A 16,417-nucleotide genomic window follows, 5' to 3' on the forward strand; every position below is an offset into this window, starting at 1 on the left:
TGTGGACATGCTGCACCTGCGCTACTTCGTGGCGGTTGCCGAAGAGCTGAATTTCTCCCAGGCGGCACGCAAGTTGCACATGGCGGCCTCTCCGCTCAGCCAGCGCGTCAAGGACCTGGAGCGTGAGCTGGGCCAGCCGCTCTTCGAGCGCAGCACCCACCACGTCGCGTTGACGCCGGCCGGTGCCGCGCTGCTGCCGCTGGCCCGCGATGTGCTGGAACGCGTCAACTCCATCCCGTGGCGGCTGCGGGAGGCCGTCCGTCCGCAGCGGGCCACCCAGCTCATCGGGATGCCGTCGGGAATCCACCCCGCGCTGCGGGCCCGGGTGCGGGAGCTCGAGGCGGCCTGCCGTACGACGTACGAGCTCAAGCGCTGGCCCGGCCGGTCCAACGGCCTCGCCGAAGCGGTCCATGACGGCCGGCTGGCGCTGGCGCTGGCCCGGCTGCCGGTCTCCGATCCCGCGCTCGGCATCATCGAGGTCATGCGGGAACGGCTGGGCGCGGCGGTGCCCGCCGACCGGTTCGCAGGCCGGGAGTCGCTCACCCTGGACGACCTGCGGGAGCTGCCGTATGTGGCGACCGCGCCCGAGGCGATGCCCGCGTACTTCGACGAGATCGACGCCCGGCTGAATTCCGCGGGCGTGAAGAAGCGGATCCGCATCAACAGCTCGGATTATGCGGGCACCTCCGAGCTGGTCTCGGGAGGTATCGCCTTCTCCCTGACGATGCTCTCCTCGGAGAGTCCGATGCATCTCTACCGGCTGGAGAATGTGACCGTGCTGCCGGTGGTGGACTTCCCGGCCGAACTGGCCACCGGACTGCTCTTCCGCAAGGACCGGGCGGAGTCCGGCGGCGACCTGGAAGAGCTGGTCACCGAGGCGCGGGGCATCTTCGCCGAACGGCTTTCCGCCTGATATCGCCGACCGCTTACCCTGCTTCCCCTGCTTTTCCCACTGAATTCACTGCGCCTTTCTCGCGCGCCTTCTCGGGGTGACGCGGAGGGCTCTCGGTAGGGCATGACCTGCGGTATGACCGCTGTGGTCATACCCTTCTTCGCTTCTTGATCGTTCTCATTCGGCGGCCTCGCGCCTAATGTCGAAGGCAGAAACATTCGTAGTACATCTACTTCAGTCGCCTTCCGCAGGAGTGACCATGGACGCCACGAACGAGAGTGCCGCCGGCCCGCTGGACGGCGTACGGGTGATCGATCTGTCCACGGTGGTGATGGGGCCCTACGCCGCCCAGATCATGGGGGACCTCGGCGCCGACGTCATCAAGATCGAGTCGCCGTCCGACACCGTACGGGCGGGCAGCTATCGCACCACCCCCGGCATGACGCCGCTCAACCTCAACGTCAACCGCAACAAGCGCAGCGTCTCGCTGAACCTCAAGGACGACGCCGACCGCGAGCGCGCCCTCGCGCTCATCGGCACCGCCGACGTGCTGATCACCAATATGCGACCCGGCGCCCTGGCCCGGCTCGGCCTGACCTACGCGGACCTCGCCGAGCGCAGCCCCGGCCTGGTCTACGCCCACGCCCAGGGCTTCCGCGGCGACTCCGACCGGGCGGGCCACGCCGCCTACGACGAGACCGTGCAGGCCTCCTCCGGGCTGGTGGACGTGGCCCAACGGGCGCTCGGCCGGCCGGTCTACCTGCCGACGATCATCGGTGACAAGGTCGCCGGGCTGACCATCGTCTACTCGGTGCTTGCCGCGCTGGTGCACCGCGACCGTACGGGCCGGGGCCAGCACATCGAGATCCCCATGACGGACACGCTGATCGCCTTCAACCTCGTCGAGCATCTCGCGGGCCACGTCTACGAGCCGCCGGTCGGCTCCACCGGGTTCCCGCTGTCGATGAAGCAGGGCCACCGGGCGGTGCCCACCGCCGACGGGCTGGCCTGCATCGTGCCGTACCACGCCCGGAACTTCCGCGACTTCTTCGCGGCCGCCGGCCGCGGCGATCTCGCCGGGGACCCGCGGGTGGCCGGCACCGTCATCGACGACGCCGACGTCGACCCGCTGATGGAGCTGGTGGCCCAGTGCGCGCCGGCGCTGACCACCCAGGAGTGGGAGGAGGTCTGCGCCAAGCACAGCATCCCCATGGCGCCGGTGCTCGAACTGGACCGCGCGGCCGACGACCCGTACGTACGGGACGGCCACCTCCTCGACCTGGTCGAGCACCCCAGTGAGGGCCCGATCCGGTCCGTCGGCATCCCCGTGCGCTTCTCCGCCACCCCGGGATCGGTCCGGCGGCTCGCCCCGCTGCCCGGCCAGCACACCGACGAGGTCCTCGACGAGCTGGCTGCCGCGCCCCGGCGCCGCTGACGCTTCCACCTGGACACCCCTCATTCCGCGCGGATTTCGGCCCTGATTCACCCGTGCCGAACCGCACCCCGATCGCAAAGGACCCCGGGCCATGCCCAGCACCCCCGACGCCACCACGCCCGATGCCCCCGCAGTCGGCGCCACCCCCGTCGTACGCACCGAGCGGATCGGCACCGCTCTGCTCATCACGCTCGACCGGCCGCGCGCCCGGAACGCGGTCAACGCCGCGGTCGCCTCGCAACTCGCCGATGCCATCGACGAGTTGGAGGGCGACCCGGCGCTGCGGGCCGGGGTTCTCACCGGCGCGCAGGGCACCTTCAGCGCCGGAATGGACCTCAAGGCCGCGCTGGCCGGCGAGTCGCCCGAGATCCCGGGCCGCGGCTTCGGCGGGCTGACCGAGGCCGCGACGAGCAAGCCGCTGATCGCCGCCGTCGAGGGCTGGGCCATGGGCGGGGGCTTCGAACTGGCCCTGGCCTGCGACCTCATCGTGGCCGCGGACGACGCCCGGTTCGGCCTGCCGGAGGTCAAGCGAGGGCTTCTCGCGGCCGGTGGCGGAGCGGTGCGGTTGCCGCGGCGGATTCCGTACCACCTGGCCATGGAGCTGCTGCTGACCGGCGAGCCGGTCTCCGGTGAGCGGGCCGGCCGGCTCGGCATCGCCAACCGGGTCGTACCGGCCGGGCAGGCCGCGGCGGTGGCACTGGAGTTGGCCGAGCTGCTCGCGGACAACGCCCCGCTCGCCCTCGCCGCCGTGAAGCGGATCGCCCGCACCGCCGACGGCACACCCGAACCGGCCGCCTTCGCCGCCCAGCGCCGGGAGATGGCCGCGCTCGCCGCATCGGCCGACGTACGCGAGGGCATGGCCGCCTTCGCCGAGCGCCGGGCCCCCGTGTGGCAGGGCAAGTAGGCACGACACCACGGACAAACAGGAGAAGAGGCCCTCCGCCATGCAGCAGCACGACATTGCCCAGCACCTCGCCACGCCCCTGATGAACCCGGCGTATCCGCCGGTCATCCCGCGCTTCACCGACCGCGAGTACCTCAACATCGTCTACCGCACCGACCGCGACGCGCTGCGCGCGGTGGTGCCCGAACCGCTGGAGATCGATGAGCCGCTGGTCCGCTTCGAGGTGATGCGGATGGGCGACGTCACCGGGTACGGGCCGTACACCGAAGCCGGTCAGGCGATCCCGGTCCGGTACGACGGCGAGCGCGGCGAGTATCTGCACGCCATGTACCTGGACAACTTCCCGGCCACCGCGTCCGGACGGGAGGCCGGCGCCTACCCGAAGGTCGCCGGATCGCCCGCCCTGTATGTGGACCACGGCGCGCTCGTCGGCGTCCTGGACTACGGCACCGTCCGGGTGGCGACCGCGACGATGGGCTACAAGCACCACGAGCTGGACCCCGATGAGGCGGCCGCGCAGATCACCGTGCCGACCTTCATGCTCAAGCTGGTGCCGGGGTTCGACGGCACCACGCAGGTGGCCCAGCTGGTCCGCACCGAGATCAGCGATGTGGTGGTGAAGGGCGCCTGGAGCGGGCCCGCCCGGCTGCAGCTGTTCGAGCACGTCCTCGCCCCGCTGGCCGATCTGCCGGTGCGCGAGATCGTCTCGGTCAGCCACGTCCTGACCGACCTCACGCTGGCTCCGGTCCGGCCCGTACACGACTATCTCGCGCGCTGATCCCGTACGGGCGACAAAAGCGCCGAAGCGGCAGCGACTCAATCGAAGTCACCGCGACCGCACCGAAGTTCCGGCGGTCGCACCCACATCACCACGACCGCACCGAAAGAGGCATCCGTCATGAGCAAGACACCACCACCCACCGCGGCGGTGATCGGAGCCGGGACCATCGGGCTCTCCTGGACCGCCCTGTTCGCCGCCCACGGCATGGCGGTACGGGTCAGCGACCCGCGCCCCGACCTGGCCGAAGCCGTGGACACCGCGCTGGCGCAGGCCGCCCCGCAGCTGGCCCGGCAGGGCCTCGACGTCCGGGGTCTCGCCGACCGGGTCCGGCCGGCCGACGACGTCACCGACGCCGTACGCCACGCCGATGTCGTCCAGGAGAACGGCCCGGAGGACGCCGACTTCAAGCGTGAGCTGTTCGCCACCCTGGTCCGCGCAGCCCCGCCGCACGCACTCCTGCTCAGCTCGTCGTCCGCCATCCCGTCGAGCGCCTTCACCGGCGGGCTCGACGACGCCGGGCGGATCCTGATCGGCCATCCGTTCAACCCGCCGCACCTCGTGCCGCTGGTGGAGGTGGTGCCCGGCGAGCGCACGTCCGAGGACGCCGTGAACCGGGCCGTCGCCTTCTACCGCTCGGTCGGCCGGGTCCCGGTCGTGGAGCGCAAGGAGATCCCCGGCTTCGTCGGCAACCGGCTGCAGAACGCGCTCAGCCGCGAGGCGATCCACCTGGTGGAGCAGGGCGTGGTCAGCCCGTCCGAGCTCGACACCATCATGGTCAACTCGCTCGGTCTGCGCTGGTCGACGGTGGGCCCCTTCCTGGGCGCCCATCTGGGCGGCGGCCCCGGCGGCTACCGGCACATGGCCGAGCACATCGGCCCCTCCATGCGGCGGATGTGGGACTCCCTCGGCCGCCCCGAGCAGAGCCCCGCCCAGACCGAACGGCTCATCGCCGCCGTGGAGGACGCCTACGGCTCGCGCCCGTACGGCGAACTCACCCAGGAGCGCGACGAGAGGCAGCTCGCCGTCCTCGCCGCCCTGAACACCGACACCACCACCGCACCGAACGAGGAGACCCGGTCATGACCGACCAGCTCGCCGCCGACTTCTACGGCTACGAAAACCTGCTGCCCGACCACGAGCGCGAACTGCTGCTCCAGGCCCGCGACTTCATGCGCAACGAGGTCAAGCCGCTGGTCAACGACGCCTGGGCGAAGGGCGAGTTCCCCCGTGAACTGATCGACCGGTTCCGTGGACTCGGGCTCGCCGGCGTCGCGTACGAGGGGTACGGCGACCCGCTGCCCGCCGCGAGCCATCTGCTGGTCGGGATGCTCACGATGGAGTACACCCGCACCGACGCCTCGTCCGCGACCTTCTTCGGCGTCCACAACGGCCTGGCCATGTACAGCGTCTACCGCGGCGGCGACGAGGAGCAGCGCCGCCGCTGGCTGCCCGCGATGGCCGCCCTGGACAGGATCGGCGCCTTCGCCATGACCGAGCCGCTCGGCGGGTCCGACGTGGCGGGCGGGATGCGCACCACCGCACGGCGCAAGGGCGACCACTGGATCCTGAACGGCGCCAAGCGGTGGATCGGCAACGGCACCTTCGCCGACCTGGTCGTCGTCTGGGCCCGCGACGAGGCCGACGACAACGTCAAGGGCTTCGTGGTGGAGAAGGGCACACCCGGCTTCACGGCCACCAAGATCGAGAACAAGACCGCGTTCCGCATCGTCGAGAACGCCGACATCACCCTCACCGACGTGCGGGTCCCGGAGGCCGACCGGCTCCAGCGGGTCGACTCCTTCCGGGATGTCGCGGAGATCCTGCGGGCCACCCGCAGCGGCGTCGCCTGGCAGGCGCTCGGCGTGATGATCGGCGCCTATGAGCTCGCGCTCGACTACGCGCGCGAGCGCCGGCAGTTCGGCCGTCCGATCGCCCGCTTCCAGATGGTGCAGGACCTCCTCGTCAAGAGCCTGGGAAACATCACCGCCTCCTGGGGCATGCTCGTCCAGTTGGCCCGCCTCCAGGAAGCCGGCGTCTTCCGTGATGAACACTCCTCGCTGGCCAAGGCGTTCGTCACCAGCCGGATGCGCGAGGTCGTGGCCTGGAGCCGGGAGATATTCGGCGGCAACGGCATCGTGCTCGACTACGACGTCGCCCGCTTCTTCGCCGACGCCGAGGCCATCTACTCCTTCGAGGGCACCCGCGAGATGAACACCCTCATCGTGGGCAAGGCGATCACGGGGCAGAGCGCCTTCGTCTGACGGCCCGATGGTGCCCCGAGGCGTCTGCCCGGGCGAGGGATGCCGAAGTACCCAATGGTCAAAGGGTGTTGTCGGACCCCCACGCTACGTTGGGCGCATGACGAACGCAGAGAGCAGGACCGAGCGCATCAGGCCGCTTCAGTTCCACCGGACCCCCGGTCTGGAGGACTGGCGGGTGGTCGGTGAGGGAGCGTGCGCGTACTTCCGCACCGGGTCGTTCGCGGCCGGCGCCCGGCTTGTGCAGGCGATCGCCGAGCTGCCGGGCGTGGGGGACGGCGAGCCGGACGCCGATGTGCGGCACGACGGCGCGACCGTACGGCTGATCACGGTCACGGACCACTACTACGGGCTGACCGAGCGGCATATCGAGCTGGCCCGGCAGATCTCCGCCGTGGCACGCGCGTTGGACATCCCGGCCGACCCGTCCGGCGTGCAGACCGTCCAGGTCACGGTCGACGCCCTCGCCGGCCCCGAGGTGGTGCGCTTCTGGCGTGCCCTGCTCGGCTACCAGGACCGCGCGAACAGCGGCGAGGACCTGATCGACCCGCGCCGCCGCGGGGCGCCGTTCTACTTCCAGCAGATGGACGCACCGCGCCCGCAGCGCAATCGGGTGCACGTCGACGTCTGGGTGCCGCATGACCAGGCCGAGGCGCGGATAGCCGCGGCCCTCGCGGCCGGTGGCCGCCTGGTGAACGACGCCGACGCGCCGTCGAACTGGGTGCTGGCCGACCCCGAGGGGAACGAGGCGTGTGTCGGCGTGGCCGGCTGGCCGGGTCCGGACCCTGACGGCCGGTGAAGGCCCCCGATCGCTGGTGAAGACCTCCGGCCTCACGGCCTGGCCGGCACCACCATGACCTCGGTGCCGGCGGCCCGTACGGCGCGGATCTGCTCGGCCGGCAGGCCGTCGTCGACGATCAGCAGCTCGAAGTCGGTCAGCGGGGCCAGCGCGTAGAGGCCGCCCTTGGTGAACTTGGTGTGGTCCGCGACCAGGATGCGGCGCCCCGCGCTCTCCATCATGGCCCGCTTGACCTGCACGGTCTCCGGCGAGGTGTGGTAGCAGCGGCCGTTGGTGACGGCCGTGGTGGACATGAACAGCACATCGGCGCGGAACGCCCGTACGGCGTCCGCGGTGTGCGGGCCCATGAACGCGTCATACGCCGGGAAGTACGCCCCGCCCAGCGTGATCAGCGAGATACCGGGCTCCTTGGCGAGCGTGGTGATGGCCGGCAGGGAGTTGGTGATCACGGTCAGCGGGGTGTGCTCGGCGGCCTGGTGGGCCAGCAGCAGACAGGTCGTGCTGTCGTCGAGCAGCACGGTCTGCCCGGAGACCAGCAGCGTCGCGGCGGCCCGCGCCAGCTGCTGCTTGGTCTGCGCCATGGTGGCCATCCGCTCCGCGACGCTGCCGTGGAACTGCGCCGAGGGCAGCCCGGTCGCCCCGCCGCGCACCTTGCGCAGCCAGCCCTGCGCCTGAAGGGCGTCCAGATCGCGGTGCGCGGTCATCAGGCTGACGTCGAACTCCTCGGCGAGGTCCGCGGTGCGCACGAATCCGCGGGAGATGACGGTCTCGCGCATGCGGCGGCGCCGCTCCTCCTGGGCCTCGACCCGGTCCATCGCGCTCCTCGCCCCTCGGCTCCGCGTGAATTCGCCGCGTTATGTTCGCACGGATTTAACACTGCACCCGCCCCCGCAGCGGTGTCCACATGCGGTTCCGGTACGACGCAACACGGCTGGTCGCGGCCCTGATGCGAAGATTCCACGGGCCATTGACGCCCGATTCTGCGCGGCTGTTCCATCGCTCCGTCCACCCCCCTTGCCCCCCTGCCACGCCGCCGCAGAAAGGGAGATTCGATGACGAACTCTCCGCCGCGTTCGCTGATCACCCGCCTGGGCATTCCGCCGACCCTCGCCTGGGGATACCTCGGGCTCCTCCTGTTCATGATCGGAGACGGGGTCGAGTCCGGCTATCTCTCGCCGTACCTCATCGACCAGCACCTCTCGGAGTCCCGGGTCGCGCTGCTCTTCACCGTCTACGGGATCGCCGCCGGCATCGCCGCCTGGCTCTCCGGAGTGCTGTCCGACCTGTGGGGCCCGCGCCGTGTGATGTGGGCCGGGCTGGGCATCTGGGGTGTCTTCCAGGTCCTGTTCCTCACCGCCGCGATACCCCTGACCAGCTATCCGCTGATGATGGCCAGCTACGGGCTGCGCGGCCTGGGCTATCCGCTGTTCGCCTACGGCTTCCTGGTCTGGATCGCCGGAGTGGCGCCGCGAGCCCGGCTCGGTACGGCCATGGGCTGGTTCTGGTTCGCCTTCACCGGCGGGCTGCCCACCCTCGGCTCGCTCGTCGCCAGCGGGCTGATCCCGCAGATCGGCGCCTACGCCACGCTGTGGGCCGCTCTGGTGCTGGTGGCCGCGGGCGGACTGATCGCCCTGGTGCTGGTCCGCGACGACCACGGCGGCAAGCGGCCGCGTGCCGAGGGCGAGGGACCGGTGGCCACGCTGGTCGGCAGCGTCACGATCCTGTGGCGCAACCCCAGGGTCGGGGTCGGCTCCGTCGTCCGGGTCATCAACACCGCCTCGCAGTTCGGCTTCTTCGTGATCATGCCGATCCACTTCACCAAGACGGTCGGCTTCACCCTCACCGAGTGGCTGCACCTGCTCAGCGCGATGTTCGCCACCAACATCTTCGCCAATCTGCTGTTCGGCGTGCTCGGCGACCGCTTCGGCTGGCGCCGCACCATCGCCTGGTTCGGCGGCGCCGGCTGCACGGTCAGCACCCTGCTGCTCTTCTACGTCCCGCACGCCGTCGGCGCGAACTTCTCGCTCGCCCTCCTGGTCGCCGCGTTCTACGGCGCTACGCTGGCAGGTTATGTACCGCTTTCGGCGCTGGTGCCCACTTTGGAGCCCAAGCACCAGGGGCAGGCGCTGGCCGCGCTCAACCTGGGCGCGGGGGCCAGCACCTTCGTCGGCCCCGCCGTCGTCGCGGCGTTCGTCGGGACGCTCGGGGTCGAAGGAGTGGTCTGGATCTTCGCCGGGATGTACGCGGTGAGCACCGTACTCGCCCACTTCCTGACGCTGCCGGAGCCGAGTGCCAAGGACACGGCCGGCACCGCGGACACCGCGCCCGCCGCCGCCTCGGCGCCGGCGTGAAAGGACCCCACTGATGTCCGTACTCACCATCGACGTGGGCACCACGGTGATCAAGTCCGTCGTCTTCGACGACCGGGGCACCGAGATCGCCGTCGCCCGCCGGGCCACCGAGGTCCTGCGCCCGCACCCCGGCTGGGCGGAACAGGACATGGCGGCAGTCTGGGACGCCGTCGTCCACACCGTCCGCACGGTGCTGGACGGCCTGACCGACCCGGTCTGGCTGGTGTCCTTCACCGCTCAGGGCGACGGCGCCTGGCTCGTCGACGACCGCGGCCGCCCCACGGGACCCGCCATCCTGTGGTCCGACGGCCGCGCCGGGGAGCAGCTCGGCGCCTGGCAGCGCGACGGCGTCCTGGAGGCGGCCTTCCGCCGCAACGGCTCGCTGACCTGCGCCGGGATGCCCAACGCCCTCTTCAGCTGGCTCGCCGCCCACGACCCGGACCGGCTCGCCCGCTCCGCCACCTCGCTCACCGCCGCCGGCTGGCTCTTCCTGCGCTTCACCGGCGTGCGGGCCACCGACGAATCCGACGCCTCGGCCCCGTTCCTCGACCACGCCACCGGCGCATACGACCCCTACATCCTCGACCTGTTCGGCCTCGGCGCGTACGAACGGCTGCTGCCCACCGTCCTGGGGGAGTCGCAGCGGATCGCCGAGATCACCACCGCGGCCGCGGCCGAACTGGGGCTGCCCGCCGGGCTCCCGGTCGTGATGGCCCCCTACGACATCGCCTCCACCGCCCGCGGCGTCGGCGTCGTCAACCCCGGCCAGGCCTGCAGCATCCTCGGCACCACACTGTGCACCGAGATCGTCCGTACGGAGATCGACACCAGCGGCGAACCGTCCGGCATCCATATCGCCTACCGGGGCCGCGAACGGGTACTGCGCGCCTTCCCCACGCTCAACGGCGCCGAGGTGCTCGGCTGGGCGGCGCGACTGCTGCATCTGCCGGGGCCACCGGAGCTGGCGCAGCTGGCCTTCGAGTCCGAGCCCGGCGCCCGAGGGCTGATGTTCCTGCCCTACCTCTCCCCGGCCGGCGAGCGCGCCCCGTTCCTCGACCCGGGGGCCCGCGGCTCCTTCTGGGGTCTGTCCCTGGAGCACCGGCCCGCCGACCTGGCGCGCGCCGTCTTCGACGGACTCTCGCTGGTGTTGCGCGACTCACTGGCCGCCGCCCGCACGGACGTCGACGAGCTGCGGCTGTGCGGCGGCGGCGCCAACAGCGACGCCTGGTGCGCGCTGATCGCCGATGCGACGGGCGTGCCCACCGCACGCTCCTCAGACACCGAACTCGGCGCCAAGGGAGCCTTCCTCACCGGCCTGGTCCGCACCGGCGCCGAGACCAGCATGCACAGCGCCGCCGCCAAATACGTCCGGATGCAGCGGAGCTGGGAGCCCGAGCCGCAGCGCGCGGAGTTCTACGCCGCGCTGTACGACGACTTCCTCCGCTGGCGCGGGCTCGCCCGGGAGGCGGGCTGGCGCGGCCGGGCGACCTGGCGCGGCGGCCCGGCGGCGCCCGGCCGCCCGGCCGAGGCCACCGGCCACCCCGTAGACACCACCGGTACCGCCCCTGGAGGCACCCTTGTCTGACCCGCACCACCCCGGCGGCCCGCCCGCGGCCCTCGACGGCATCTGGCTCGGCCTCGACCTCGGCACCCAGAGCGCACGCTGCGTCGCCGTCGACGGCACCGGGCAGGTCCTGGCCACCGCCGCCCGCCCGCTGACCAGTCGACGCCACGGCAACCGCCACGAGCAGGACCCCGAGGAGTGGTGGCGCGCGCTGGCCGCCGCCTGCCGGGAGGCCCTGGCGGGCATCGACACCCGGCGGATCCGCGGGCTGGCCCTCGACGGCACCTCCGGCACGATCCTGCTCGCCGACTCCCGGGGCACCCCGCTCACCCCCGGCCTGATGTACGACGACGGGCGCGCCGCCGAGCAGGCCGCGGCCGTCAACGCGGCCGGCGCGGAGATCTGGCAGGAGCTGGGCTACCGCAGCATGCAGCCGTCCTGGGCACTGCCCAAGCTCGTCGCGCTGCTGGCGAACGCCCCCGCCCTGCGGACCGGGACCCGGCTGCTGCACCAGGTCGACCTGTTCACCTGGCGGCTGGCCGGGCACCAGGTGCCGAGCGATGCCAGCCACGCCCTCAAGACCGGCTACCACCTGCTCGAGGAGCGCTGGCCGCAGGAGGTGATGGACGAACTCGGCGTCCCCGAAGGGCTGCTGCCCGATGTGGTGCGCCCCGGAAGCGTGCTCGGCACCGTATGCGCCGACGCCGCCGCGGCCACCGGCATCCCCGAGGGGACCACCGTCGTCGCCGGGATGACCGACGGCTGCGCCGCGCAGATCGGCGCCGGGGCGCTCGCCCCGGGCGCCTGGAACTCGGTGCTCGGCACCACCCTGGTCCTCAAGGGCACCAGCCCGCACCTGGTCCGCGACCCGGCGGGCGTCGTCTACTGCCACCGCGGACCGGGCGGCACCTGGCTGCCGGGCGGCGCCTCCAGCAGCGGCGCCGGAGTCCTCTCCCGGCACTTCCACGGCGCCGACCTGGACGCGCTCACCGCGCAGGCCGCGGCCCTGGACCCGGACGCGGTCGGCTACCCGCTGGTCTCCACCGGCGGCGAACGCTTCCCCTTCCGTGCCCCCGACGCCGAACCGTTCGTCCTGGGTGAAGTCCCCACCCGTGCCGCCGAGTTCCATGCCTGGCTCCTCGGCGTCGCCTGCCTCGAACGGCTCTGCTTCGACTACCTCGACCACCTCGGCGCGCCCATCGACGGACCGCTCACCCTCACCGGCGGCGGTGCCCGCAACGCCTACTGGTGCCAGCTTCGTGCCGACGTTCTCGGCCGCCCGGTGCGGCTGCCGCGGCAGGCCGAGGGCGCCCTGGGCATGGCCGTCCTCGCCGCCACCTCCTCGGGAGCGGGCCTTGAGGAGGCGGCCGCCGCCATGGTCCGCATCGACCGGGAGATCGCGCCGAGACCCGCCCGCACCGCCCGCTACGCCCCCGTCCACCTCCGCTTCCTGGACGAACTCACCCGCCGCGGCTGGCTCGGCCAGGACGTGGCCGACCACGCCCGCAGGAGGGCAGCGCAGTGACCGACCTCATCCTCGTACGCCACGGCGAGACCGTCTGGCATGCGGAGAACCGCTACGCCGGCCGCACCGACGTGCCCCTGACCGACCACGGCCGTGCCCAGGCCGCCGCCCTCGCCGCCTGGGCGACCACCGCCCGACTCACCGCCGTCTGGAGCTCCCCGCTCTCCCGGGCCCGGCTCACCGCCGCACCCGCCGCCGAGGCCTGCGGGCTGACCCCGCGCATCGACGAGCGGCTCTACGAGGTCGACTTCGGCCGGGGCGAGGGACTGACCAGGGACGAGATGAGCCGGCGCTTCCCGGAGCGGCTGGCGGCCTTCCTCACCGACCCCGTCGAGCACCACCTGCCCGACGGCGAACACCCCCGGCACGCCGCCGAGCGCGCCGCCGACTGCCTCGCCGACATCGCTCGCGAACAACCCGACGGCCGGGTCCTGGTGGTCGCGCACTCCACCCTCGTACGGGTCCTGCTCTGCCATCTGCTGGGCATCCCGCTCGCCCACTACCGCCGGGTCTTCCCCCGGCTGGACAACGGCGCCCTCACCGAGCTCCGCGTCGACCAAGGGCGGACCGCGCTGCTGAGCCTCAACGCACCGGCCCTCACCCAGACCCCCGCGCTCCACTGACCGCCCGTACGCGCCCACCCGGCCCCCTACCGCCCTTCAGGAGAAGGAGACCCATGAGCACCACCGTCCTCGTCGCCGGCAACCACTTCATCCGCCCGAGCCTGTTCACCGAGGCCGTGCGCGCGGCCGCCGGAGACACACCGCTGGACGTCCGCGAGATCCGGTTCGACTGGCCGCACACTCCCTTCGGCCCGGTCGCCGAGGTCATCGAGGCCTCCGGCAGCGAGGACGAGATGATCGAGGCCTTGCGGGGAGCCGAGATCTGCGTCACCGAGCACGGACCGCTCACCGAGCGGATCCTCGCCAACTGCCCCGACCTGAAGCTGTTCTGCACCAGCCGCGGCGGCCCGGTCAACGCCAACCTCGAAGCCGCCACCCGCCACGGCGTCGCCGTCTGCAACGCCCCAGGCCGCAACGCCACCGCCACCGCCGAGCACACCCTGACCCTGATGCTGGCCGCCGCCCGCGGCGTCGGCGACACCCACACCGACCTGCGTCGGGGCGTATGGCGCGGTGACTACTACGACTACGACAACTGCGGCATCGAGATCGACGGCGCCACCGTCGGCCTGATCGGCTTCGGCGCCATCGGCAGCCGGGTCGCCAAGGTGCTCGCCGCCATGGGCGCCCAGGTCCTCGTCCACGACCCGTACGTACGTCCCGAGGCGCTGGCCGGCATCGCCGAGCAGGTCCCGCTCGACGAACTGCTCGGCCGCTCCCGCATCGTCTCGCTGCACGCCCGGGTCACCGAGGAGACCAGGGGCATGATCGGCCGCGCGCAGATCGCCGCGATGCCCCGCGGTTCGATCCTGGTCAACTGCGCCCGCGGCGCGCTGCTCGACTACGACGCGGTCTGCGACGCCCTGGACTCCGGACAGCTGGCCGGCGCCGGCTTCGACGTCTTCCCCGAGGAACCGCTGCCCGCCGGCTCCCGTCTGCTGACCGCCCCCGGCGCGGTCCTCACCCCGCATATCGCCGGCGGCAGCCAGCAGGTCGCGCACAAGGCCGCACGGATAGTCGCCGAGGAGGTGGGCCGCCATCTGCGCGGCGAGCCGCTGCTGCACTGCGCCAACCCCGAGGTGATGAAGGAGAACTGACGGTTCAACAACCCGGCGTCGCCTCGGTCGGCAGCGGTACCCGCCAGATCTGGCGGTCGTTCTCCGAGCCCACGAGCAGGGTCGTGCAGTCGGCGTAGGCCACCGCCTCGCCCTGCGGCTGGGCGGGCAGCGCGACCTCGGCGAGCCGGTTGCCGGCCGGGTCCTGGACATAGCCGGTGTTCGGGCCGAACGGTCCGCCGCTGCGCATCACATACGACCGGCCGCTCGGGGAGTACGCGCCGTCGGTCGCCCAGGCCGGGCCGGCGCGCAGCGGGGTGAGGGTGTTGACCTGGCCGGACAGCGGCGGCAGCGGCGCCTTGTAGAGCGCGCCCTTGGCGCCCAGCACCTTGCTGACCACGTACAGCTGCCGGGACGTCGGGTCGATGAGCAGGGACTCGGCGTCGTGTCTGCCGTCGGCGTAGGCGAAGCGGAAGGTGGCCGGTGTCACCGTCGCGTCGGCCAGCGTGTCGGGCTCGGCGAAGCGGTGTACCGCGATCTCGGCGCGGCCGGCGAAGTTGTCGCCGATGTCGCCGACGTGGATCGAGGGGACCCCGTTGTCGTCGGGGCCGACGGCCAGCGCCTCCCAGTCGGTGTTGGCCGTACCGCTCAGCGTGAACGTGGCCCTGAGCCGCCCCGTCGCGCCGGAGCAGTCGACGGCGAACACCTGAGGGGTGTTGCCGCTGTCGTTGACGGCGTAGAGGACACCGGGGTGCTTGACGCTCATGCCCAGACCGCTGAGCTCCTGGAGCCCGGCGGGGAGCGTGCAGGCACGCGCGGGCGCGGCGGCGGACGCGGGGTGTGCGACGAGCGGCGCGGTGAGCGCGGCGGTCGCGAGGAGCACGGAGGAGAGCGGGGAGAGGGGGGACATGGGTTCAAGGTGGCGGTGGGCGGTGACGACGCCAAGGCCGCCCGGCCACCCGTTGGGCATGGGAGCGATAACGGGCCGGTATGACAACCGGCGGCCGGTCCGTCAGCGCGACGGTTCGCGGACCGGGGCCGTGCGCCGGGCGTGCGCGAGGAAGGCGCGGGCCGGCCGGCTCAACGAGCTGCGGGCGTGCACGATGCCGACCGGGCGCAGCAGCGCGGGACGGAAGGAACGGACCTCGGCGCGCGAGCCGAAGGTGCGCGACGCCATATCGCGGTACCAGACCAGCGAGCCGTGCCCGCCGAGCACACTCGCCACCCACGCCAGCCGCTCGTCCACCTCCAGCGCCGCCACCGGGCGCACACCCAGGTGGCTGAAGAGCGACTCCAACTCGGTCCGCCTGCCGGTGCCCCGGGTCGGCAGCACCATCCGCAGGCCGTCCAGCCGCCGGAGCGGAACCGGGTCGGGCAGCCCGGAGCCGGACGGTGAGACCAGCACCACCTCGCGTTCCTGGAGATGGTGCGAGGACAGCCCCTGGTCCACCGGAAGGTCCACCAAGCCGAGTTCCGCCTGTCCGCCGGTCAGGCACTCGACCAGTGCCTCACGGCTGCTGCGCTGGACCAGCTGGACATCGACCCCCGGGTGGCGCGCGGTGAAGGCCGGCAGCAGATCGGCCGCGAGATCGATCGCCAGGGTCGGGGTGGCGACGACGCACAGCTTCTCCCGGGAACCCCCGCCCTGCGCCGCGCCGATGTCCTCGATCGCGTCCACGGCGGCCAGGACCGTACGGGCCAGCCGCACCACCCGGGCACCCTCGCACGTCAACTCCACGCCCCGGCCCTTACGGGTCACCAGCGCCACGTCCAGGTCGCGCTCCAGGGCCTGGACGGCGCGGGAGAGCGCGGGCTGGGCCACATAGACGGCGGCGGCCGCGGCGGTGATGGACCGGTAGTCCGCGACCGCGACCAGATAACGCAGTTGCTGGAGGGTGAGGGCCATGCGCGGACGGTAGCCGGGTCAGAGTGAACCCGTAAGACGAAGCGGACGTCGGCGCGATGGCGCGGCGATGTCCGCCGGGGACGGGGCAAGACCCGCTCGGCACCGAACCATGCCGGTAGGGCATGGGACGGGGCGGCGCGGACCGGTGCGCCGGCGTGCGGATACCGGGCGGCGCGCGGCGCACAAGCGCAGGTCGGGGCCGGGGGAGCGGGCCGCAGCGGGGCGCCCGGCCACCGCGATGGTGACCTTGGCGGAATCAACTACCGCCTGATGCAAGGTCGTTGACAGTGCAAGGGGGTGGCCCCACGATGCATCGGCATCAGC

The 16,417-nt window shown here is 72.3% G+C and carries 15 protein-coding genes; 12 read left to right on the forward strand and 3 right to left on the reverse strand.

The annotated features are described in order from the left end of the window. The first annotated feature begins 7 nt into the window (after positions 1-7). From WAB15_RS34180 to WAB15_RS34210, 7 genes are all read left to right on the forward strand, one after another. Complete coding sequence (locus WAB15_RS34180) at positions 8-913, forward strand: LysR family transcriptional regulator (RefSeq protein ID WP_407289345.1); 906 nt, start codon at positions 8-10, stop codon at positions 911-913. A gap of 238 nt (positions 914-1,151) precedes the next feature. Further along, positions 1,152-2,327, forward strand: coding sequence for a CaiB/BaiF CoA transferase family protein (locus tag WAB15_RS34185; protein ID WP_407288618.1), 1,176 nt, complete (start codon positions 1,152-1,154; stop codon positions 2,325-2,327). A 91-nt stretch (positions 2,328-2,418) separates the two neighbouring features. Beyond that, positions 2,419-3,231 carry a crotonase/enoyl-CoA hydratase family protein gene (locus WAB15_RS34190; RefSeq protein ID WP_399145187.1) on the forward strand — a complete coding sequence of 271 codons (813 nt, stop codon included), beginning with the start codon at positions 2,419-2,421 and terminating at the stop codon, positions 3,229-3,231. Positions 3,232-3,271: 40 nt separating this feature from the next. After that, positions 3,272-4,009 carry an acetoacetate decarboxylase gene (locus tag WAB15_RS34195; RefSeq protein ID WP_399145188.1) on the forward strand — a complete coding sequence of 246 codons (738 nt, stop codon included), beginning with the start codon at positions 3,272-3,274 and terminating at the stop codon, positions 4,007-4,009. A 120-nt stretch (positions 4,010-4,129) separates the two neighbouring features. Further along, entirely contained in the window at positions 4,130-5,095 is a 966-nt protein-coding gene (locus WAB15_RS34200; protein ID WP_407288619.1) for a 3-hydroxyacyl-CoA dehydrogenase NAD-binding domain-containing protein, read from the forward strand. Beyond that, positions 5,092-6,273 carry an acyl-CoA dehydrogenase family protein gene (locus tag WAB15_RS34205; RefSeq protein ID WP_407288620.1) on the forward strand — a complete coding sequence of 394 codons (1,182 nt, stop codon included), beginning with the start codon at positions 5,092-5,094 and terminating at the stop codon, positions 6,271-6,273. The genes WAB15_RS34200 and WAB15_RS34205 overlap by 4 nt, the downstream gene beginning before the upstream one ends. 97 nt (positions 6,274-6,370) lie before the next feature. Then, positions 6,371-7,069, forward strand: a complete 699-nt coding sequence (locus WAB15_RS34210; protein ID WP_407288621.1) for a VOC family protein — start codon at positions 6,371-6,373, stop codon at positions 7,067-7,069. Between the two features lie 32 nt (positions 7,070-7,101). On the opposite strand, the gene WAB15_RS34215 is transcribed toward WAB15_RS34210, so the two are convergent. Then, positions 7,102-7,884, reverse strand: coding sequence for a DeoR/GlpR family DNA-binding transcription regulator (locus WAB15_RS34215; RefSeq protein ID WP_399145192.1), 783 nt, complete (start codon positions 7,882-7,884; stop codon positions 7,102-7,104). Between the two features lie 237 nt (positions 7,885-8,121). On the opposite strand from WAB15_RS34215, the gene WAB15_RS34220 reads away from it, so the two are divergent. From WAB15_RS34220 to WAB15_RS34240, 5 genes are read left to right on the forward strand one after another with little or no spacing between them, the layout of a single operon-like run. After that, a complete protein-coding gene (locus WAB15_RS34220) occupies positions 8,122-9,420 on the forward strand; it encodes an MFS transporter (RefSeq protein ID WP_407288622.1) in 1,299 nt (432 codons plus the stop codon). 13 nt (positions 9,421-9,433) lie between these two features. Then, positions 9,434-11,005, forward strand: a complete 1,572-nt coding sequence (locus tag WAB15_RS34225) for an FGGY family carbohydrate kinase (protein WP_407288623.1) — start codon at positions 9,434-9,436, stop codon at positions 11,003-11,005. Next, a complete protein-coding gene (locus WAB15_RS34230) occupies positions 10,998-12,509 on the forward strand; it encodes an FGGY-family carbohydrate kinase (protein ID WP_407288624.1) in 1,512 nt (503 codons plus the stop codon). The genes WAB15_RS34225 and WAB15_RS34230 overlap by 8 nt, the downstream gene beginning before the upstream one ends. Next, the gene (locus WAB15_RS34235; protein WP_407288625.1) at positions 12,506-13,132 is read left to right on the forward strand and encodes a histidine phosphatase family protein; all 627 of its coding nucleotides are present in this window, start codon (positions 12,506-12,508) and stop codon (positions 13,130-13,132) included. Before WAB15_RS34230 ends, WAB15_RS34235 begins: the two co-directional genes overlap by 4 nt. Before the next feature lie 53 nt (positions 13,133-13,185). Further along, positions 13,186-14,229, forward strand: a complete 1,044-nt coding sequence (locus WAB15_RS34240) for a 2-hydroxyacid dehydrogenase (protein ID WP_407288626.1) — start codon at positions 13,186-13,188, stop codon at positions 14,227-14,229. A gap of 4 nt (positions 14,230-14,233) precedes the next feature. Here the strand turns inward: WAB15_RS34240 and WAB15_RS34245 are convergent, their stop codons facing one another. After that, entirely contained in the window at positions 14,234-15,097 is an 864-nt protein-coding gene (locus WAB15_RS34245) for a hypothetical protein (protein WP_407288627.1), read from the reverse strand. Between the two features lie 102 nt (positions 15,098-15,199). Then, on the reverse strand, positions 15,200-16,093 hold the full coding sequence (locus WAB15_RS34250; RefSeq protein ID WP_407288628.1) for a LysR substrate-binding domain-containing protein: 894 nt from the start codon (positions 16,091-16,093) through the stop codon (positions 15,200-15,202). Between the last annotated feature and the right edge of the window lie 324 nt (positions 16,094-16,417).

It is taken from the genome of Streptomyces sirii, assembly GCF_045690365.1.
Classification (GTDB): Bacteria; Actinomycetota; Actinomycetes; order Streptomycetales; family Streptomycetaceae; genus Streptomyces; species Streptomyces sirii.